The 21358-nt window shown below is 63.1% G+C and carries 15 protein-coding genes; 7 read left to right on the forward strand and 8 right to left on the reverse strand.

Features of this window, described 5'->3' with window-relative positions:
• Positions 1-1103 precede the first annotated feature (1103 nt).
• The 5 genes from ACFVV1_RS32700 to ACFVV1_RS32720 all read left to right on the forward strand — a co-directional run bounded on the left by ACFVV1_RS32700 (position 1104) and on the right by ACFVV1_RS32720 (position 7866).
• Positions 1104-2930, forward strand: coding sequence for a hypothetical protein (locus tag ACFVV1_RS32700; protein WP_389996805.1), 1827 nt, complete (start codon positions 1104-1106; stop codon positions 2928-2930).
• 65 nt (positions 2931-2995) lie between these two features.
• Entirely contained in the window at positions 2996-5080 is a 2085-nt protein-coding gene (locus ACFVV1_RS32705) for a DEAD/DEAH box helicase family protein (protein WP_389996808.1), read from the forward strand.
• A 61-nt stretch (positions 5081-5141) separates the two neighbouring features.
• Complete coding sequence (locus tag ACFVV1_RS32710; protein ID WP_389996811.1) at positions 5142-5327, forward strand: hypothetical protein; 186 nt, start codon at positions 5142-5144, stop codon at positions 5325-5327.
• Complete coding sequence (locus tag ACFVV1_RS32715) at positions 5324-7384, forward strand: AAA family ATPase (RefSeq protein WP_389996814.1); 2061 nt, start codon at positions 5324-5326, stop codon at positions 7382-7384. Before ACFVV1_RS32710 ends, ACFVV1_RS32715 begins: the two co-directional genes overlap by 4 nt.
• Positions 7384-7866, forward strand: coding sequence for a DNA phosphorothioation-associated protein 4 (locus ACFVV1_RS32720; RefSeq protein WP_389996817.1), 483 nt, complete (start codon positions 7384-7386; stop codon positions 7864-7866). Before ACFVV1_RS32715 ends, ACFVV1_RS32720 begins: the two co-directional genes overlap by 1 nt.
• A gap of 85 nt (positions 7867-7951) precedes the next feature.
• Here the strand turns inward: ACFVV1_RS32720 and ACFVV1_RS32725 are convergent, their stop codons facing one another.
• From ACFVV1_RS32725 to dndB, 5 genes are all read right to left on the reverse strand, one after another.
• Positions 7952-9667 carry a DUF262 domain-containing protein gene (locus ACFVV1_RS32725; RefSeq protein WP_389996820.1) on the reverse strand — a complete coding sequence of 572 codons (1716 nt, stop codon included), beginning with the start codon at positions 9665-9667 and terminating at the stop codon, positions 7952-7954.
• 140 nt (positions 9668-9807) lie between these two features.
• Positions 9808-10188: a DNA sulfur modification protein DndE gene (gene dndE, locus ACFVV1_RS32730; protein ID WP_389996823.1), complete on the reverse strand. Its 381-nt coding sequence runs from the start codon at positions 10186-10188 to the stop codon at positions 9808-9810.
• The gene (gene dndD / locus ACFVV1_RS32735; protein WP_389996826.1) at positions 10178-12226 is read right to left on the reverse strand and encodes a DNA sulfur modification protein DndD; all 2049 of its coding nucleotides are present in this window, start codon (positions 12224-12226) and stop codon (positions 10178-10180) included. The genes dndE and dndD overlap by 11 nt, the downstream gene beginning before the upstream one ends.
• Entirely contained in the window at positions 12213-13811 is a 1599-nt protein-coding gene (dndC, locus tag ACFVV1_RS32740) for a DNA phosphorothioation system sulfurtransferase DndC (RefSeq protein ID WP_389996829.1), read from the reverse strand. The genes dndD and dndC overlap by 14 nt, the downstream gene beginning before the upstream one ends.
• Complete coding sequence (gene dndB / locus ACFVV1_RS32745; protein ID WP_389996832.1) at positions 13808-14947, reverse strand: DNA sulfur modification protein DndB; 1140 nt, start codon at positions 14945-14947, stop codon at positions 13808-13810. Before dndB ends, dndC begins: the two co-directional genes overlap by 4 nt.
• A gap of 268 nt (positions 14948-15215) precedes the next feature.
• Here dndB and dndA point away from each other — a divergent pair, with 268 nt between their 5' ends.
• Positions 15216-16367 (forward strand): cysteine desulfurase DndA, encoded by a 1152-nt coding sequence (gene dndA / locus ACFVV1_RS32750; RefSeq protein ID WP_389996835.1) that lies wholly within the window; start codon positions 15216-15218, stop codon positions 16365-16367.
• 27 nt (positions 16368-16394) lie between these two features.
• On the opposite strand, the gene ACFVV1_RS32755 is transcribed toward dndA, so the two are convergent.
• A complete protein-coding gene (locus tag ACFVV1_RS32755; RefSeq protein ID WP_389996838.1) occupies positions 16395-17831 on the reverse strand; it encodes a DNA phosphorothioation-associated putative methyltransferase in 1437 nt (478 codons plus the stop codon).
• Positions 17832-18374: 543 nt separating this feature from the next.
• On the opposite strand from ACFVV1_RS32755, the gene gltX reads away from it, so the two are divergent.
• Complete coding sequence (gene gltX / locus ACFVV1_RS32760; protein WP_389996919.1) at positions 18375-19748, forward strand: glutamate--tRNA ligase; 1374 nt, start codon at positions 18375-18377, stop codon at positions 19746-19748.
• Positions 19749-19755: 7 nt separating this feature from the next.
• Here gltX and ACFVV1_RS32765 read toward each other — a convergent pair whose 3' ends face one another.
• Both ACFVV1_RS32765 and ACFVV1_RS32770 read right to left on the reverse strand, forming a co-directional pair.
• A complete protein-coding gene (locus ACFVV1_RS32765) occupies positions 19756-20742 on the reverse strand; it encodes a glycosyltransferase (protein ID WP_389996841.1) in 987 nt (328 codons plus the stop codon).
• Positions 20739-21353 carry an HD domain-containing protein gene (locus ACFVV1_RS32770; RefSeq protein WP_389996844.1) on the reverse strand — a complete coding sequence of 205 codons (615 nt, stop codon included), beginning with the start codon at positions 21351-21353 and terminating at the stop codon, positions 20739-20741. Before ACFVV1_RS32770 ends, ACFVV1_RS32765 begins: the two co-directional genes overlap by 4 nt.
• Positions 21354-21358 lie beyond the last annotated feature (5 nt).

Raw genomic sequence — 21358 nt, forward strand, 5'->3', positions numbered from 1 at the left:
TACGCATTACGAGGACTGGAAAGATCACGACGGGTAGTGCTGGGAGGTGCCACAGCATCCCGTTTCCTCTGACCAGAGACGTGCGACTTTGATTGGAGTGATGCCCCGTCCATCGCATGCCGCCCCGTCCGCTCACGCAATGCGGCCGTAGGCCGCGGCCCTTAACGGTCCTCCAAGTCAGCGAGCACTCGTACGATTCATTGCACCGGCCCGAGGCCAGGGTGAGCTGTTGCCGTGCATCGCTGACCTCTGTTAAACGAACGACAGCTTGCCCTGCCCGTCCAACTTGCAAGCATTGAGGACTCCAAAATCTCCTGGCAACTGAACTTGTGGTGCGCCTCCTACTGCGCGCTGCGCGACCGCGGGCTGGTGACGATCAAAACGAATCGGTGGCGACGCGCATGCGCAGGCCACTGGGGCGGGCACCTTCTACATCAAAACGGCCACCACCCGGCACACCCCGCGCACTCCAGCGGCTAGAAGGTCCAAGAGAGGGGCAGTGAGCAGCGGTCGATCCGTCTCCCACGACGGCGGGTCAACCGCCCGTGTTTGTCCGGCGAAGGCGACCAAGCTCGTCGAGTGGCTCGTCGCCGAGAGTCATGTCAGCATCGACGAGCCCGACGTGACGGCGCGTGATCGACTACGCGAAGCGCCATGGCCTCGTCCTAGAGGGCAGCGCATCGAGAGACTCCGCATGCGGAATCGCGACCTGCAGATCTCGCTGGTTGAGGAACCACACTCCCAATTCACTGAGACGGGAACCGGACGACGCGCCGTCCGTCCACGTCCCTGCTCAGTTGCGCTCCTCACGTCCGGTCGTGGCCACCCTGAGGGGCGACGAGGGCCGGCTCGCCATACCTGAAGGTGAAGGTGATCGAGCGACAGATCGCGGCCATCGAAGATCGAGGAACTGAGGACGGTCCTATTTCGTCCCCTGTACCGTTGAAGCGGCAGCGATGTCGCTTCAACGGCAGAGGGGGGATCCCTACCCAGAAGCGTGTCGGACAAAGTGACGTTTCCAGCAAGCGGCAGGAGCGACCTTCCGCCGCGTGCGGCTGCCTCCAGCGAGGAGGTCACCGCACCCACCTCGACCCTTGAGGGCCATGAACGCATTCCAGAGTTGGTATGAGGAGCTCAGCAGCCTCAGTCGGGACATCGTCCTGCAGTATTGCTGCGACGACGCTCCGGTTTCGCTGGAGCAGCTGGCCCAAAGACACGCCCTCGCGCGGCAGGCCATAAGCCAGGGCGGCAGCACGATCGCGTACAGCTTCAATCGTCATTTCGAGGACATTTCGATCTTTGGCGGCGAGATAGCCCAGGTAGAACTCGATCTTAGGAAGCCCTGTGCCATCAGCTGGCTCTTGCGCCGTCACCCCTGGTTCGGCGAGAGCGTCGGGGACGGGCTTACCGTCATGAATCTGTTCACCGGCATGCGCTGGAAGAACGCCACTGCGGATTCGACCGGCCAGTGGATCTACGGTGCCGACCTGTGCGAATGCGTGGATTCCACCGTGCGAGCACTCGATCTTGGCACTGATGAGGTCATCAGCCTGTCGACGGCACTCCGCCTCCTCTACACGCATGAAGTCCCGGTGCCCGAGGACCTTGAATGCCTTCATGCTTGGCTCGACTACTGCGGTCTTGAGCGTGATGGCGACCAGATCGCGCTGCCCGCACCTGCTTGCGAAGAGCCGTCTGCCTCCGCTCTTGAAGTTCACGTCGATCTCCAGCGGCTCATCCGTCGACTCACCGAGCTCCTCCAAGTAAACGAAAATCCCATTGCGCACGTCACTCTCGGTGAGATCATTCGGTCGGCAGGTGAGCTTGATGGCGAGCTACGAGATGTCGCTTGCCTGCTTCGGGACGCGATGTTTGTAGGTGGTGGAATATGGATCACCCCTGATGGGGGTGGCATCCATGCCGCGTCGGGGACGATGGAGGCGGAGAGTGCCGGGCGTGCGGATTGCGGCGAGAGCGGGGCCACCAAGTCGACGACAGAGAGTGACGGTGCTGGGCTGTCTGACCCTCATGCCTCGGACCCGAACGAAAGAGCAGACTCGGACACTCCGACAGAAGTGTCGATTCATAGCGAAGTCGGGGCCTATGCCTCTCCCGCAGACCGCATTGCGAGGCTGCTTGAGGACAAGCCAGAGGGCTTGAGGAGCTCGCTCATTGAGAGTGCTCTTGGGAAGGCGGTATCCCAGAAGCAGGTGATAAAGGCGCTCTTTGGAGACGACAGGTTCGCCATCACACACCAAGGCGCCTGGTACCTGCAGAGCGCCTTCGGCGCGACTTCTTCATCCGACGGCGGCGCAGAACCTTTCCTCTTTGCCATCGATGGAGACGTTCCTAGTGCTGTTCCCTCGACCAAGGGAGGTGCTGACAGTTCGCAGGCCGCCGTTGACGGAGCCAGGGCGTGCGGTGGTTCGCAGCGTGAGTACGAGCGTCTGGACAAGATCGAGTCTGCGCTTCGTGAGGCCGACCAGCCACTGAGCATTGAAGAGCTGAAGGAGCGAACGGGGATCACGCTTGGCTCCCACTACCTGAGGCAGCAGATCGAGGGAGATCCGCGTTTCAGCCGGAGCCAGAAGAACCAGTGGGCGTTGGCCGTGTGGGGAATGCCGGTCTATAAGGCGATCAAGGAATTGATCTCGGACGTCGTCGATGCGCACGGCGGTGCCGTTGCTGCCGACGAGGTCGTGCGTGTCCTCTGCCGGGACTTCGAGATCAAGGAGTCGAGTCTGAGACAGGCCATGTCCTCGGCGCCCTTCACCGCGCGTGGAGGCAGAGTCCGTCGGCTTGGGGAGGACTCCGCCGAATCGGAGGCAGCCATTCCGGCCTCCTGGACTTCTCACTCGGAGGAATCCGGACAGCCGGACGGGAAGGCTCCCGACGTGGACGACCTCATGGGCAGGATGGGACTGATCTGATGGCAGACGGACCTCTTCTGCGTAGCTGCGGGGTGGAGTCGGACTACCGCAGCGACCGGAGCCACTTGGTCGAGGACTTCTACCTGCCTGCCCTGGCAGCCTCTACCAACTATGACCGGGCCGTTGGCTACTTCGCTGCGTCCGTGATCGCCACCCTTGGACAGGGCATCGATGAGTTCGCTGAGCGCGGTGGCACCATGCGGATCATTGCGTCCCCCTACCTCGAGCCAGCGGATATCAAGGATATTGAAGACGGTTACGAGCTGCGCGAAGTCCTGCAGCGAGCTGCCCTGCGCGACCTTGAGCTGGTTGTAGAAGATCAGCGTGCTGCGCGCGGACTCGGGAAACTCGGGCGTCTCGTCGCCGAGGGACGGGTCGACTTCAAGCTCGCGTATGTCGAAGTGCGTGGCCGCGTCGGCATGTACCACGAGAAGATCGGTGTCTTCCGGGACGGGCACGACATGGTCGCCTTCAAGGGGAGTGCCAACGAGACCCGCTCTGGGCTTGTTGGCAACTTCGAGGCGATCGAGGTCTACCGCAGTTGGGATCCGCGTGACACCGACCGTGCCGCGCGGATAAGCAAGGACTTCGAAGATCTGTGGCACGACCGCACTTCGATGCTGCGCGTTCTCCCGTTTACCGACGCTGCCAAGGTAGTCGTCGAGCGCAGTGCACTGGCGACTGCAGGCCGGTACGACCTGGACGAACTCCCGACGGGCGGTGCACCCGTCGCCACATCTCCCCAGCCGCTACCCGGAACGCTCGCGATCCCGCAGAGTCTGGCAGTACGCGACTATCAGAAGGAGGCCGTGCATAACTGGTTCCGCAACCAGTGCAGAGGCATCCTGCGCATGGCCACCGGCACTGGGAAGACCCTAACCGCGCTCTCTGCCGCTGCCCAGCTCGGTTCGTTCTTGCGTAAGAACGACGACGATGCTCCTCTGCTCACCATCGTCGTTGCGCCGTACCAGCACCTGGTTGATCAGTGGGCAAAGGACATCGAGTGGTTCGGCGTAACGCCGCTTCGCGCATACGAATTGGCGAGTAAGTGGTCGCCCCGCGCCCACGTTCTGCTGCAGAACCTTGCCCTCGGCGGCATGGGCGGCGGCGTCATCGTGACCACCAACGCGACCTTCGGCGGCGACTCGTTCCAGAGCTTGCTCGATGCTTACGGAGGGCAGCTCCTCCTCATCGCGGACGAGGCCCACAACCTCGGTGCCCGGCACCTCCGCACCCAGCTTCCGGAGAAGGCCCAGTACCGACTCGGCCTCTCAGCGACCCCCGAGCGCTGGTTCGACGAAGAGGGCACAGATGCCCTCACCGACTACTTCGGCGAGATCGCCTTCGAGATGGGCATCGGCGAGGCAATCCGACGCGGTGCCCTGTGCCGCTATACCTACACGCCTGTCCTCGTTGAACTAGATGACGAAGAGGCAGAGCTCTACGCCGAGACCAGCGCCAAGATCGCTCGACTGATCGCGGCAGGCACAGACTTGAGAGAGACCGCTGACAGGGACAGCCCGCTCGGCCGGCTCCTGAAGAAGCGTGCGGACATCATCGGCCATGCCCGAGGCAAGCTGGAGATCCTGCGCACGGAGATCGAGAAGCGGAGGGAAACCAGCCACCAGCTGATCTACTGCGCGGAGGGCAAGCACCCGATCTTGCACGAGCACGGTACTGACGGACGGCGCCAGATCGACCAGGTGATGGACATGGTCGGCAACGACCTCTGCATGACCGCTGCACGCTATACCTCCGAGACAAAGCGGGCTGCGAGGCAGGACATCTTGCGCCGTTTTGAGGGCAACGAGCTGCAGGTCATCTCGTCCATGCGATGCCTGGACGAGGGCGTGGACGTACCCGCCTCGCGCACGGCGTACCTCATGGCCAGTTCGTCCAACCCTCGGCAGTTCATCCAGCGCCGTGGCCGCGTGCTGCGGAAGGCTCCTGGAAAGGAGCGTGCGGACATCGTCGATTTCGTCGTCGTGCCGCCTGCGGGAGGCGACGCGATCCAGTACGAGACCGAGCGGAGCCTGCTGCGCCGTGAACTTGCGCGAGTAGAAGAGTTCGCCTACCTCGCCGAAAACGAAGCGGTCACGCTCGACGTGCTGCGTCCTGTACGCGAGCGCTATGGCCTCTTCGACACCTGAGACCCCACAGCAAGATTCCCCCCAGCCAGCCCCATCCTTCACTTTGAATCAGGAGTAACCCGTGAGCGACGAAACAGTCGAGCAGCCCGCCGCACGGACGGTGCGTGATGTGCTGAGCGAGCTGTCGCCGGCTGCCAGGACCCTCGTGCAGAAGGTCATCGACCTGGAGAACGAGAACATTCACATCCGGGAATCGACGAAGGTGGTCCCGAGCATCGTGGACGCAGTGAGGGAGCTGACCAAGTGAAGCTGCTCAAGCTGACTCTGAAGAACTTCCGCGCCTTCTACGGCGAGCAGATCCTTGACCTCTCCGTCGAGGACGACAAGCCGGCCGTCCTCATCTTCGGCAACAACGGTGCGGGCAAGACCACTCTGCTCAACGCGTTCGCGTGGGTGCTGTACGGCACCTTCTCGGAGGACGTCGAGCAGCAGCACCGCGTGATCCACGACAAGAAGTGGGCGGATACCCCCTTCGGGGAGTCCGTCACGGCCTCGGTCCGGCTCGACTTCGAGCACGAAGGTATCCGGTTCTCCGCGACTCGGGACGTCACCGTCAACAAGCAGGCAGAAGAACAGCAGAAGGTCAAGCCTGCCTTGATCGTCACCGAGATCAAGCAGGACGGGGAAGCCAGATCTGTCGCGAACGGTCAGGACCGGATCGAGAAGATTCTCCCGAAGGGTCTGCGCCAGTTCTTCTTCTTCAACGGTGAGCGCATGGAGAAGATGTTCTCCGGCGAGGACAACAACAAGGAAGTTAAGGAGGCCATCAAGACCCTCCTTAACCTGGAGGCCATTGAGCGTGCCATCGACGACCTTCCCAAGGCTTCCCGCACTCTCGCCCGAGCGATTGACTCCAAGGGCGACAGCCGGCTGAAGCAGCTCACGGACCGTATGGAGGACCTGGAAGCACGCCAGAAGGCTGAAGTGGAAGAGATGCTCCGTCGCTCTGCGGATATCAGCACCTTCCAGAAAGAGATCCAGGCCGTTGGCCGTGCCCTGCATCAGAACGAGCAGGCTGAGCCGTTGCAAAAAGAGCGTGAAAGGCTGACTCGTCGCATCAACCAGGAGCGGGAACGGCTTGCGGATCATAAGGGACGCAAGCGTGAGCTGCTGTCCAAGCACGGGTTTCTGGCCCTCACCACCGGCCTCGATGACAAGGTGATCGAACTCTCCGATCGGATGCGTGAGCGTCGGCAGCTCCCTGCCGGCATCCAGCGCAGCTTCATCGAGGACATCCTCGAAGAACGTCTGTGCATGTGCGGCCGCTCCGTCGAGAAGGGAACACCCGAGTACGAGGAGCTAGAAAAGCGGAAGTACAACGCTGGGCTCGAGGACGTCCAGCATCGCTGGATGCACGTCAGTGGCGAGGTGCGCAGCATGAACGACAAGCGCCAGGAGCTTCTGAACCAGCTCACCTTGAACGCATCCGACATCCAGAAGGCGGACGACGCCGTCAGCCAGCTGGAAGCGGAACGTTCAGAGGTTGACCGTCAGCTGGACGGTGTGAACGTTCAGGACGTGCAGCGTCTTGTCGAGCGCCGCAAGGAGTACACCGACAAGGAGACCGAAGCCCGCGTCGCGCACAGGGAAGCCGAGAATCGGACTTCCTCGATCAAGCAGGAGCTGGAGGGCGTTGCCCGCCAGTACAAGTCTGCGGAGGCGAAGAATGAGGAGTCCCGCAGGATCCAGACTCAGGTCAGCTTGGTCGACTCGGTTCGCAAGGCTCTGATCGAGATTCTCGCGATCAAGACGGAGGAGGTTCGTGATCAGCTCGACAAGAAGGTAAAGGAAGTTTTCTCCCGGATCTTCATCAAGAGTTACGTACCTGAACTGAATGACTCTTTTGAGTTGGACCTACGCACGCCGAGCGGTGTGGCTATCCGTTCCACCGGCGAGAACCAGATCCTCGGGCTCAGCTTCGTAGGGGCCGTCTCCGAAGTAGCCAGGAATATTAACGCTCGGAAGAAGCGCGCGGGCGAAGCAGAGCTTGAAAGCAGTGGCAGCGGCGTCTATCCGGTCGTGATGGACGCACCCTTCGGCAGCCTTGATCTCACCTACCAGGAAGAGATTTCCAAGGCGCTGCCAGTGCTGACGTCGCAGATCATTACTCTGCTCTCGCAGTCGCAGGCCCGCGGCAACGTCATGAAGAATCTGCAGCAGGCGGCCAACCGCATGTATGTTCTACGCTCTTACACGCCGAATCGTGAGGCTGACGAAGAGACTATCGAGATCAATAACCGTGCCGTTCCGTACGTTTCCTACGGCGATTTCGAGCACACCGTTCTGGAGAAGGTGACTGTCTGATGGCTGTTACGGACCGCTTTCGCCGCCCGCACTCCTACGAGCAGCTACTGGCCAAGCTCACTGACAAGAAGACTGGCCCGTTTCTGACAATGGTCGAGGCGATGATGTTTGCCGCGGTTCTCGGTCACCGCAAGGGAGAGCGCAAGCCCTTTGAGCAGTTTGACGAACCGATTCGCCTTTCGGTCATGGAAGGACGTCTCTACGGTGATGTCCTTCTCGACATGCTGGCAGCAATCGAGCACGAGGATGACCCGAAAATTCTTGGTGATGAGCGCCAGGCCGAGCGCGTCCTCATCTTCGAGGAGTACGCAAACGGTGGCCTCTCGCACCTGCAGACGCTGATTGGTCGTCAGTCGAACCAGGACCTCGACGTCATCATCTCGAACCTGGTCCTCGAGGCTCTCCGGAACCCTTCTGAGGAGGAGAAGAAGAAGAAGGACGACGTCGGCGAGATTCTGGCGAGTGCCGATCTGGATTGGTAGAGGATGGAAGTATCTGGGGCGGCGCCTGCTGCAGTAACAGAGTTGCCGCCCCGGAGGGTTGATAGGAAGTACGTGTTCGGCCGCGTCAGCGAGGCCAGGTTTGGACTGCCAGGGCCGCTAGCCGCTCTTGCCGGGACTGGATAGTCTCCGGAGTCCACTCGGGGCACACGCCGACCTCGTGGGTCAGAGCGAACTGGGATTCCTTGAATACCTCAGCCTTGTTCTTGAAGGGCTTGTTCCCGAGGTTTGAGTTAACGCTGGCCTGTAGCAACACCATGTTGCCGATGCGGTAGATCCAGCCGTCCGCTTCGTCCTGATTTCCGCTCACCGTGATGAACTGCGACCAGCCCCCGATTGCCGCGTTCTGCGGATAGACATGCTCGAGATTAACCTCGGTGGGATTGTCGTTGGGGATGAACTCGGGCTGCGCCTCGTTTTTTTGGGTTCTCTCCAGGGCGCCCAGGTAGTACCGAGCAATCTTGCTTGCCTCAGTGCGTCCCAGGGTGGCGAGGGCAAACTGCGCCTTGAAGTCGATATCGGAGGCGATGAGATCGTTCACGCGAGAGCGGATCTGAGAGATGTCCGTGATGGTGCCCTTGCGGATTTCCACCGCAATCTGCGAGTAGATGTCTTCGTAGCGCCCTCGGTTGATCGTTCCCATGACCATTCCGCGCACGGACCAGCTGATCAGAGCCTTGAGTAGCTTCTCGATCTGGCCGGGCGGGAGGTGCTCGACGGCAGCAAGCAGAAGAATCTTGTTGGGGACGAGATTGAACAGGACCAGCGTGCTGAGGGCAGGCTTGCGCCCCGGACACTTCTCTTGCCAGATCTCGTGGTTAGGATCGGACAGTGCAGCGTAGATCCGGGCACCCGTCAGAAGTTTCTGGGAGAAGGTCAGGGCGTCCTGACTCTGAGCTACCTGCTTCCGCATCTGTGCGTATAGGTCCCGCTCGGTGACCTTGCCGACCTTTGAACTCCAGTAGTGACGCAGAAATTTGGTGAACTTGTCGTCAGCGGTGGACAGGGACAAGGCTCCGATGCTTTTGTGCCAGTTGTTGCGTACCGAGTCCAGGTGCAACTTGGCGGCGCCAAAGAGATGGTTCTTCAGGAGGTCGGCAGTGGTCAGATCGGCGCCTCGGTTATTGAGCGTCTCGAAGATGACGTAGGCATCGGCCTCGGAGGGAGTCTCGACTACAGCGAGCTGCGCCCGGTGCTGGATGTACTTGACCCACTTTTTGAGCTCGTTCGTGGCCGACTGGCCATGACGGCCGGCAAGCTTCGAGAGCTGCTTACAGAAGTAGTGGTACGCCTTGAGGATGTCCGAATCGTTACGCTTTGGCGCTGCGAGCGGCAGGCCAGTCCTTGTGGCAATCCCGTGGTACGGAGGATGGTCATCCTCGTTGAGCTTGAGGTGTGGCTCCGTGTCTTCGGCATCCCATGCCTGGCTGGCCAGGAAGTCGGCCTCGATCCGATGCGCTTGCGTGTGCCCGAGTCCGTCCAGGGTCTCCCGGATGGCTGCGATCAATAGAGAAGAAGTGACGAGCCGCTGCTGCCCGTCGATGATCTTCTTGCGATCGTCGGGGCCGTCCTGCGTGAGGACGATGGTGCCGAGGAAATAATCCTCGTCCATCCCAGTTTCGATCGCACGGCTCAAATCGGTCCAGTAGTCCTGGACCTCCTGGTCCACCTTCCAGCAGTACGAGCGCTGGAACTGGGGGACGACTAGCCGGTTATTGCGCAGGATCTCGCCGATGCCGAGGAGGTTGAGCTGGAGGGAGGTGCCGCTGTGACCCGATGCCATGCGGGACAGTCTAGGACGCGGCAGGTTAAATGATCTATCAATCCCTGAAGGATCGTCACCCCCCCGGATTGAGGTGGCGACGATCGAGTGGGCCAGCCCTTCGAAGCGAGTGACTGGCCCCTTGGGAGCGGAAGTTGTCGCTATGGTGCAGCGACGGCTCCGACCAGCCCTTCGATGGTAGTCATCTCCTTATGCGCACCGAGGTACCCGATCCCCCGCGCCAGATGGATCGTGAGCGTCTTGGAGACGTTCTCATCGGTCGGCTCCAGGCCATCGGTGACGCAGCGCTGCTTGAGGAGAGCCAGGTAGAGATCGCCGTACTGGCCGGCGAAGGTCTTCCAGGACATCTCGACGTTGGAGTCGGTGACGACGTCCTTGACCAGGGGAGTGGAGGCGTCAGTCAGGGAGAGGGCCAGAGCCCAGCGGCACAAGACGTTCCACTGGGTGATGCCTGTAGTGCGCTTCAGACGCACCAAGCGGTCCTTGCTCGGCGTGGCGAGGCGGATGTTCTCAAGCGACATTCTGTGCTCCTGCATTCCACCAGTAGCCCTCGACGACACTGGTGGTGAAGTTCGAGTCGTCATGAACCAGGGTGTAAGTGTGGGCCACAGACTTCTTGAGACGGCCCAGCAGGTACTCGTCGATCTCCTCGTCAGTGGAGAGCAGTAGAACCTGGTCGCTGGCATGCGGGAAGTAGCGGTCGACGAGGTGCTCGCGGTGGCGGCTGTCAAGGCGACCGAGAGGGGTGTCGATGACGCTGGGCAGCCGGTTACCTGCGACTTTCATCAGCCCCCAGAGAAGGGAGACCGCGAGGATCTGCCGCTCGCCAGCGCTGAGGCGGCCTGGGTCGATCGGTTCGCCATCGGAGTCGGACAGGGAGAGCAAGAACCTGTCGGTGTCGATGCGCAGACCCTGGACAAGGCCCTGCTTCCGCATGAGTTCCTTGAAGCTCTGCAGTACGGCTACCTCGAGGCGGCTAATGTGCCGCTGGAGCAGCACTTCGCCGAAACGCTCCAACGTGCCGCGGGCCTTCTCCGAGTATCGGATGACACGTTCGACTTCTTCGGCCTTGACCTTGGTCTTTACGAAGTTGTTGTGGGCCCGCTCAAGGGCCGCGGTGACGTACTCACGGCGTCGCTTCAGCTCTGTGACCTGCTCCTGGGCATGGGCGATCCCAGCCTGGATGCGTGCGAACTCCTTGAGCTGCTCCTCGCGCGCCACCTGGATGGCTTCGACCTTGCTCTGTTCTGGGACGCCCGCCAACTGACGGTCAAGCTGGTCTACTTCCTCAGCGGCGTCAGCAGCGGACGACAAAAGCTCGGTGGCGTCGTTCCCGTCGCGGATGAGGACTTCGTCCAGGACGGAGAGTTGAGACAGAACATCGTGGGGGAGGCCGAGGTCCACCTTCAGGGTGGTCGACTCCGAGCGCTTGGCCCGGTCTTCCTCGAGTTTTTTTATGACTTCACTCTTGGAGCCCTCGGGCAGCAGGTCGAGCAGCCACTGGTCGCGCTGCACCAGAACATCGAGGACTTGGCCGGCTCCTGCGGCCGATTGCTCGAGCTTGGCTTGCTTGCGTACGTCCTTCAGCTGCGAACCCACCATCAGTAGAGGTAGTGGTCCGGCGGCAATCTGGATCAGTGCGGAACGGAGGTCAGCGAGACGCTCGGCAGCTCGCTTTTTCTCCTGCTCAAGTTCCACACGACGCTCAAAGAGGCCGCCTCCCTCCTTCTCGAACTCCCTCTCCAGGGACTCGAGCGTGCGCGTGGCCTTTCTCAGTTCGGTCCTGCGCTGGGCCAAATCTTGAGAGGCCGTCTCCAGCGCCTCCTGTACGGAGTTCCGCTCCTTTTCCTGTGCATGGATGCTGTCCATCAGGTGCTGTTCCTCGTCGGACAGCTTCTGGCGACGTTGCAGTGCAAGGAGATCGGTACGGAGCTGCTGGACGGTGCTTATGCCGAGCAAGGAGTGAACAGCTGATTCGATGACCGAGGCGGCACGCTCCGGGTCCGCGAGTGACTCGATCTTCTCGCCGTCGAAGAAGGACAGCGAGGCGACCTCAAGGGGGAGGAGGTCCTCAATGTGATCTGCCCAGCCTTCGCTGAGGAGCCGGCTGTACTTGGCGTCGGGCTCCGCTCGGCGGCCCTTGGCCTTGCTGTCGTAATCCTCGTCCACGAAGACGTTGTAATTTTCGTCCACGAAGACGTTAAGGAACTCCTTCAGGGACTTTCCGCTGGTGTGCCAGCTGCGGATGACCTTGTAGTAGTGCTCCTTGCCGCCAACCGTGATGGTGAACTCCAACGTGACCGAGGAGCCGCGAGTGGGGTCATGCTGGCGGTTGATGCTCTCCCGAAGGAAGGTCTCGTACGCTTTGCTGCCCCGACCGCTGCACCTCGCGCGAGGGCCGTACAGAGCCAGCTGGATGGCGTCGAGCAGAGTCGTCTTGCCGCAACCGTTGAGGCCGCCGATCAGGATGATCGGCCTGTCCTTCTTCACGGTGAGGTCAAGCGACTGCTTGCCCCGATAGGCACCGAACTCTTCGAGAGTGATCTTACGCAGGAGCATCGATGTGGGTCTCTTCGTCGAGAGTCGGATTGGTTGCTACGTCCTCGCGCCACTTCTTCTTGCGCTGGGCGAAGGCGTATGCGTCGTCGCGGTCCTCGTAGAAGCCCTTCTGCACGGCGCTCTCGAGCGCCTGAAAGAGGCCGGCACGCCTCGTCATGGTGCGGTATTTGCGCTCTACCGAGAGTAGCTCGCGGACCATGTCGTAGTGCAGATCATCGCCGTCGCAAACCTCCTTGAGGAGCTCCATCTCATCGGCACCCATGACGAGTTGCTCATCGAGTGGACCGCCGGGGAAGTCTTCGCCGGTGGTCTCCTTGTAGATCTTCGGCACGGAGTCCTCGACCTCGTGCTTGTCGAAGACCCAGATGCGCCGGATCTCGTGAAGCTCATCGAGCGTGATCAGCTCGATGTTGCTGACGTGCTCGGGTGCGTTGGCTCGGATCCAGGTCTGCGCAGTCAGAAGCTCAGTGAGCCAGTCTTGCCGGTATTTCTGAAGGTAGGGGCCGTGGACGATGGTGTCCGCGCCGTCGCTGCGGCGCTCAAAGATGTTCACTTGGCCGTTCATACGGCGGAAGTCACGAGCGGGCTTGTCGGGCCGGGGGTGAGGAATCTTTTTCCCTGGCTGGTAGTCAGGATCCTGCTTGTCAGTCACGTATCCGAAGGGAGCGTCGAGCTTTTCTCGCAGCTCCAGGAGGGGAGTCATCCACTCCTTCTCATCGTCGTTCCGGATCATCGCAGTCATGGACTTGTCCTGCTCGACCAGAGTGCATGTCCAGCAGCCGAAACGGCTGGAACCGCAGGACGGTGTAGTCGAGTCGACGACGAGCGGGCACTCGCCGTCCTCGGAGGCGCCCTGGTACATGCTGAGCAGGTCGTGGTTGTTGTAGCCCCAGGGGTTGGGCCTCTGCATCAGGAATTCCCACACGTCGTCGTTGGTCCAGTCTTCGACTGGGCTGTAGACGAGCGAGTTGGGGAGATTCGCGTTGGGAGAGAGGCGATCACGCACCCGCCGCCTCTCGTGCTTCTCCATTGCACGAGCACGTGCCTGGCTCTCGGTCTTACGGATACCGAGGACCATCATGGCCTCGCCGTGCGCAGCCACGACGTTACGGATGAATGAGTTCGAAGGCTTGATCTTCAGGCGCTCGGTGCACCACCGGAACTTCGGGCGGGGGGCAGGGTAACCGCGTCCGATGAGATTGACCCAGAAGGTGTCCTTTACCTCAGGGGTCAGGCGATGGGGCTTGATGGGCAGCCCTTGAGCGGTGGCGGCCTTCTCCATCGTCTCCAGGGACGTGGTGACCCAGGCAGCGACCACAGGGTTCTCGACCAGGGTGTCCGTGCTGATGACGTGAACTGTTTTGGTGAGCTTTTCGGCCGGCAGCTGCTTGAGTGCCGTCCAGACCAGCTGGAGGACGGCAGTGGAGTCCTTGCCACCGCTGTAACCGATGACCCAGGGAACCTCGTCTGCGGTGTACAGCTCGCGGATCTCATCAGTCAGCTCGGATTCGACCTCGTCGAGCGAGCGGCCGTCGAACGCCAGCCGCCGGACAGAGGGGATGCCGAGAGGCAGAGGTGTGGTCATGCTTCGCCTCGCAGGTAAGCGTCTTCCACTCGCTGTTCCTCAGGGCTGAGCTCGAGGCCGAGGTGGTTACGCAGGTAGGTCACGGTCAGGGTCACGTTCTGGTGGCTCTTGGATACGCGGCCGCCAACGATGGCGCGTCCCTCCCAGTCGGTGTTCAACCGGGTCCAGTCCACGTTCTTGAGGGGCGCGAGTTGCTTCTTCCACTTGGAAGGTGCAGTGGACTCCCGGAACAGGGAGTTTCCGATGCGCCCGAGGGCATGGAGAGCGATGCCGTGACTATGGATGAAGTCGCGGCGTATCTCCTTGGCGGAGAGATCCCGGCTGCGGACCATGGCCCACTCCGGGACAGTTTCATCGATCGCTTCCCAATATGACTGGGCGAGATCTGTTGCAGCCTCGGGCTTGAGGTCCAGCCCCTGGAGGAGGGCTTGGGTGCCGTAATAGAGGGCACTCAGGGTGAACATCATCCGGGAGCGGGCCGAGAGGTTGCTCTTCTCCATCTCGACGTAGCCCTTGAAGACGCTTGACCGCCCAGCCATGACACGGACGACCTGAGACGAGAGGTCACGGTGGTCGTAGAGGACGCCAATGGAGCGCGCTGGGCGGACCGCGTGCCGATTGAGGTCAGCAAACATCTGTTGCGACCGGGCCAGACCATCGTCATGGAAGAAGACGACAGCGATCGTCTCCTCGCCGAGGTCGGAGTTCTCTTTGAGCGCGAGTTCGATGGCGGCGCGACGGTGCTGCCCGTCGTTGATCAGGAACCGGGAGTCCATGGGAATGCGGAGCTGACCGGCGCGGAAGCCGGTGCCATCGGCGCTGTGGCTCTCAAAGTCCATGTTGCCGTCGACGGAGGCAGTGAGAGCGCTGAAGACGTAGTCGCCCGGGTTGTCCAAGATGTACTTGGACAGGGCGGGGAGACGCCCCTTGTTGAGGACCCGCTGAGCTCGTAGCTCAGCGGGGAGCTCATCCTCATCGAAGATGAAGATCTTGGGGATCAGGCGCAAAGGGCACATCGAGACATAGAACTCTCGACCTGCCTGGATCCCGCGGATCGCGGGGAAGGTGTACTCAAACCCCGTGGATGTACGTGGGGCGACGACTCGGGTCGCAGGTGCCACAGCTTCGTTCTCCACTTCGGCAACTTTAACGTACTGATGCGGACTGCTGTCTCTTGGTTGACGTACCAGGTGTCCTCTAGTGCTCGCGGGTCACGGTGGGGAGGTGGTTGTACGTGATCGGCGACGCACGCGCGTGCTCGTCTCTATGTATTGCCACCCGTGGGGGTGGCTGACGGAGTGTCCGGTGTTGACGTACGTGAGATGTCCTGCTGTGCGTTAACACCTTAGGCGTGTACGTTAACTGATTGACGTACACGATGGTAGGGAAACGTCCTAGGAGTGGGTGGCTGTAGTGGTGACGTATCTGGATGTGGCTGCGACGACGCAGGTCGACCCCCGGGTCGCTGACGTGGTCCTCCACTGGATGACCGAAGACTTCGGGAATGCCGGTAGCCGTACTCACGAGTACGGGACCCGTGCCAAGAAGGCGGTTCAAGAAGCGCGGACATTCCTGGCGGGAACCGTCGGAGCCAAGACGGAAGAGATCGTCTTCACCAGCGGAGCGACCGAGTCCAACAACATCGCCCTCCTCGGTATGGAGCCATACGGCGCGAAGCACCAGCGGCGGCACATCATCGCCTCTGCCATCGAGCACAAGGCGGTCATCGAGCCTCTTGTGCACCTGCAGAGCAAGGGCTTTGAGGTGGACTTCCTCGAGCCGGGGCCGTCAGGGCGGATCACCACAGAGGCCGTGCTCGAGAAGCTGCGCCCGGACACCCTCCTGGTCTCCCTGATGCATGTGAACAATGAGACCGGCGTGATCCAGCCCGTCGCCGAGCTTGCGGAGAAGCTCCGAGAGACGCCGACCTACTTCCATGTGGACGCTGCGCAGGGGTACGGCAAGCTCCCCGAGGACCTCAAGGCGCCCATCGACCTGATCAGCATCAGCGGGCACAAGATCGGAGCGCCGAAGGGGGTGGGCGCGCTGGTTACCCGTCGGCGCGGCTGGGATAAGGCTCCGCTGGAGCCAATCATGTTCGGTGGTGGGCAGGAGCGGAAGCTTCGGCCTGGCACATTGGCTGTGCCGCTGATCATGGGGCTCTACGAGGCGGCCAAGATTTTCCAGGAGGCGCGGGGGAACTGGGAGCGGGAGGCTCGCGCGATGCGCGAGCGCATCTTGGCCGCTCTCGGCAAGACGCGATTCCAGATCAACGGTGACCCGGAGCACTCCGTGCCGCACATCCTGAACGTGACCTTCGATGGGCTGAACGCAGAGGCGTTGATCGTGCGACTGAAGGAACAGGTCGCGGTCGCCACCGGCTCGGCGTGCACCAGCGCCTCGTATACGCCGAGTCACGTACTGACCGCGATGGGTCTGCCGACGGAGACCGCCACCAATGGACTGCGCTTCTCGTGGTTCCCCAATCAGGTCGCGGACTTCGACCCGGAGGGGCTGGCGGAGACGGTGGCACGGATGCAACCAACTGTGTCTTGAGAGGGAGCCCACGGCGAGGCGGCCGGGTCAGCCGGCCATGCGGCGTACCAGGCGGTGGCCACGCAGTTCCCGCCCGCAGCGGGCTAGCTCTGCCTCCCAGCCGTTCTCGGTGCCGATCAGGTGCGGGTGCTTGTACAAGCCAGCCCTGATTTCGGAGTCGGTGAGACGCCGGTACTTCAGGGCGTCTGGATCATCCGGCGCTAGCAACTCGTGCTTCCTGTGCAGTAGGGGGCGATTGCTGGAGTTGGCGTAGGACATGTGTGCAGTCTCCAGCGTCTGGAGGTTTACGAGGTAGGACGACGCGATTCGCGGATGAGGATCGGTGTCGAACTCTGGGTAGTCGAGCCAGCTCACCGCGCGACCTTGGTGCTTGAGCTTCGCGATCGTCCAATCCTGAGGACGACCGGCGGCGATCGACGCGCAATGCTCGTACAGGCGCAGGACGGTCGGAAGACGGTCGATGGCGCGGCGATGTACGTAGAGCGCGGTCTGCGTGAGCTTCCCGGCCGCAGAGGCATGCATCGCGCCGCGGACGTAGTCGTCCTCCCGAAGCTTCAGGAGTAGTCGGTCGGCGCGCTGGCAAGCTTCCCTGTACGAGGAGAAGCACGCCCGGACGTCCAGCTGGACGCTGCGCGGGAGGCTACTGAAGGGGCCACGCCCGTTGAAGAGCTCGACCGCTAGGAACAGCAGCGTGTTCAGCGTGGTGCGCTTGCCGCCCTCGGTGACCTTGTCAGCGTCGGCCGAATCCCGGGTGAGGCGCCTGAGCTCGCCTGGCTTGAGGTGAGCCAGCAGCTCCGCAACGGGGCGGGGCATCTCTTCGATGTGAGGCAGGCGACCACGCCGCTCGACGTAGTCGACCAGAGAGGCGATGGCCGAGGTGGTGTCCTCCGAGGCCAGCCACTCGGCATCCGGGACGATGCGATGGGCAAGGCAGCTCAGGCGTGCTGTGTCGTCCTTGAAGGCGTAGACGATTCCGGGGGCGGCGGAGACGCAGCGGGCGCCTGTGACCTCCTCGACGTAGTTCCGGAGTTCACTGGTCCCGAAGAGGTGTTGAAAGGTCTGGCGGTTGGTGAGAAGCCCGTCGCCGAACTTTTGGCCGTGGACCTTGGACCGCTCCCAGGTGAGGCGTGCGGACACGATGAGGACCGTGGTGGCTAGTTCCCAGGCTTGCTTCAGCGTCTGGCGGCGCTCGGCGACGTCCTCGATGACGTTGAGTACGTAGGTGAGCAGGACCACGTCGGAGGGTAAGAGAGGCGAATCGGAGCTGTAGTACGGGTCCCAGCCGGTGACGCGGCAATCGAGCTGCTGCAGAGATTTGACGTCTCCACCGCGGCCGCATCCGTAGTCAAGGATGGTGCGATCAGGCGTCAGTTGGCGATCTGCCAGCGCTTGGCGGGCGGGGGCTGAGAGGGCAACTCGGCCGATTGCAGTGCGGCGACGGTCGCTGTTCCAAGACTCCTGCATCGTGCCTCGCTGGGGTGTCCGTGGTGCATGCAGGGTACCCAGCTGGGTGCGTGACTGTCCGGCGGTGCGAGAAGTCAACGCCTCTGCCGAGATCAGGTCGCGAGGGCTTTGCAGCCACCGGGTCTGACCGAAACGACCCCCTTGACCGCGCGCGATGCGCGCAATGTGCTTGGGGCGGCTGGGCTCGGGAACTGGGTGCGAGGGCGACGTACAGATGAGACGAGGCGTGGCGGTCGCCGCGGTGGCGGCCAGAGGGGGGTGACGACGCTGCTGGTCAGTCTGGTGACCAACGCGGTGTCCAAGCGGAGCGAGCGGCCGGGGTTGCTGGGCTGGGTGCAGATCAATCCGTGGGCGTCGTCCGGGGTGCTAGTGAGGGTGCAACCCACGACCAGCTACGGAGAGCGACACTTGGTAGGCGAGGGCGGCTGGAAAACGTCGGTGCAGGGATAGGCAGAGTTGTCCAGAGAGGTGCCCGGCGTCGGTACCCTGGAGCGCATGTCTACTGCCCCGGTTCGCGTTCGTTTCGCCCCGTCCCCGACCGGCATGTTCCATGTCGGTGGTGCACGTTCCGCTCTCTACAACTGGGCGGTGGCACGACAGTCCGGCGGCACGTTCGTCCTGCGGATCGAGGACACCGACGCGGCCCGGAACAAGCCGGAGTGGATCGACGGCATCATCAGCGCTCTGGCCGCGATCGGCATCCACGGCGAGGACTCCGCGTTCGAGGGGCCGTACTTCCAGTCGCACAACGCCGACCGGCACAGCGAGGCCGCTCAGCAGCTCTTCGCGGCCGGCCGGGCGTACTACTGCGACTGCGCCCGGGAGCAGCTGAAGGAGCGCACGGGGTCGGAGCACCTCGGGTACGACGGGTTCTGCCGGGACCGGGGTCTGGCCTTCGAGGAAGGCCGTGCGCTGCGGTTCCGGACGCCGGACGAGGGCGAGACCGTCGTGGTCGACCTGGTCCGCGGGGAGCCGGCGTTCCCGAACAGTGCGATCGAGGACTTCGTGATCGCCCGCGGTGACGGGTCTCCGGTCTTCCTGATCGCGAACGTGGTCGACGATTTGGATGAGGGCATCACGCAGGTCATCCGGGGCGAGGAGCACCTGTCGAACACGCCGAAGCAGCAGCTGCTGTGGGAGGCGCTCGGCGCCAAACCGCCGGTTTGGGCGCACCTGCCGGTGATCGTGAACGAGAAGCGGCAGAAGCTGTCCAAGCGCCGCGACAAGGTGGCGCTGGAGGACTACCTCGGCGAGGGGTTCCTGCCCGAGGCGATGGTGAACTACCTCATGCTGCTCGGCTGGGGCCCGGGCGGCGACCGGGAGATCATGCCGTACGAGGAGCTGGAGCAGATTTTCCGGATCGAGAACGTCAACACCGCCCCGGCGTTCTTCGACGTGAAGAAGCTGACGGCGTTCAATGGCGACTACATCCGCGCCTTGGCGCCGGAACAGTTCGCCGCGGCGTGCGCGCCGTGGCTCGTCTCCCCGTACGCGCCGTGGCAGCCGGAGGCGTTCGACCGGGCCGTCTTCGAGACGGTGGCGCCGTTGGCCCAGACGCGGCTTGCGCTGCTGTCCGAGATCACCAGCTACGTGGACTTCCTGTTCCTCGACGAGCCGGTCGAAGACGAGGCGTCGTGGAACAAGGCGATGAAGGCGGGTGCCAACGACGTCCTGCGTGACGCCCGTGCCGAACTGGCCACCGTCACGGACTGGAAGGCGGACGATCTGAAGGCCGTCCTGCTTACCGTCGGTGAGAAGCACGGGTTGAAGTTGGGCAAGGCCCAGGCACCCGTCCGAGTCGCGGTCACCGGCCGAACGATCGGACTCCCGTTGTTCGAGTCCATGGAGCTGCTCGGCCGGGACCGCGTGTTGGCCCGTCTGGACGCCGCAGCCAAGAAGCTGGCCGCACAGGCGTAGCCGCCGGTCAGGCGACCTTCGTGAGGAGGTCGCTCCAGGCGCTGCCGAAGTAGTTCAGGTCAAACCGGGCCAGGGTCTCGTACGCGGTCTTGGCCTCGGCCTGGGGCATTGCCGCGCGTTCCAGGACCTGCGCTCGCAGGCGGCCGAGGTCGGGGGCCGGCTGGCCGGTCAGCGCGGCGAGGTCGCCGAGCCCGGCCACCGGACGGATCAGGCAGGGCAGGCCGAGCAGCAGGGCCTCGGCCGCGCAGCGGCTCCAGCCCTCCCGCATCCGGGGGAGGAAGACGCCGACGTCGCAGGCGCACAGCAGCCGCAGGTACCGCTCGCGCTCCACGTCGTAGTGGGCGCCGTCGAAGCCGATGGTGTTGCTGCCGCTGGTGATCACCCGCAGCCCGGAAGCGTCCGCCAGGGCTGCCGCGACCTCCTCGGTGCCCTTCCAATGCACGGCCTTGCCCGCGTAGACGCCGATCACGCCCGAGGGCAGTCCGAACTCCGCACGGCACTCGGCTCGGTCGTAGCCACGTGCCCGCTCAACCTCGGCCATGTCGAAGGCGTTGTAGATGACCTGTACGTTGCGCACGCCTCGGGCGCGGAGGAAGTCGGCCCAGTACGGGGCGACGCACACCACGGCGGCGCACTGCGGCAGGACCTGGAACAGCCGCTCCCAGAGCACGGCCTCGACGGGAGCGGAGTCGTGCTGCAACGGCTCATAGTGGTGCAGGAGGAACACCGTGCGGGCCCTCATCGCGGGTGTGAAGAGCAGCAAGCTCAGGTCGTCCCAGACGAAGGAGCCGGTTGCGCTGTCCATGGCCCGTATGGTCGGGGCCAGGCGGGCGAGGTGGCGGAGCTTGCGCCAGCGGCGGACACGGTAGGTGCGCTTGTGGTCCGGGACCGTGCGCCATTCCACGTCGTCGGCCGTGGCGTCGTGGAGCATCCTCAGGTAGACACGGCCGCCGGTCCGGCCGACCGGTTCCATCGAGTAGACGACCCGTTTCACGAACGTACCTCCTGTTGGTGTCGGACGTACTCGGCGTGGAGCAGAGCGTGCGCGGCTCCCAGCTCCGGGCTGAGGGGACGAGCGGCCTCGGCGAGCGGGAGGTGGAACTCGGTCAGGTTCCGTACGAAATTCTGCCGACGCTCATGGTTCGGAGAGGCGGCCAGGTCGCGCAGGTTGTGGATGCGGTCGGCGAGACGCACGAGGAGCTCCTCCGCGGGAAGTGCGGCCGTCTTCATGCGCCAGCGAGTCTCGTCGCTGGGCGCCTTCAGACGGCGTTCGACCCGGTGGTCAGGCGTCATCGCGCGCAGGCGCGCGGCGAAGGCTCCGCCCAACTGGTGGGTGACGAGAGCCTCCGAGCCCGGATCGACCTCCAGGGCGTCGTGCAGGAGTCCGAGAAGGAGCGTCTCGGGCTGTGTGACGCCGAGCTCGGAGCGCAGGATCGTGACGACGGCGAGCGGGTGCTGGATGTAGGGGGTGCCCTGGTCCCGGGTGTGTCCGGCGTAGATCGTAAGGGCCAGGCCGACGGCCACGCGGGCGCGAGAACGATCCTCGCCGGACCACGCGGCGGTCCCGAGCGTGGACAGGACGTGGGCCAGATCGATGGCGACCATCACCG

The sequence above is a fragment of the Streptomyces sp. NPDC058092 genome (assembly GCF_042884935.1).
Classification (GTDB): domain Bacteria; phylum Actinomycetota; class Actinomycetes; order Streptomycetales; family Streptomycetaceae; genus Streptomyces.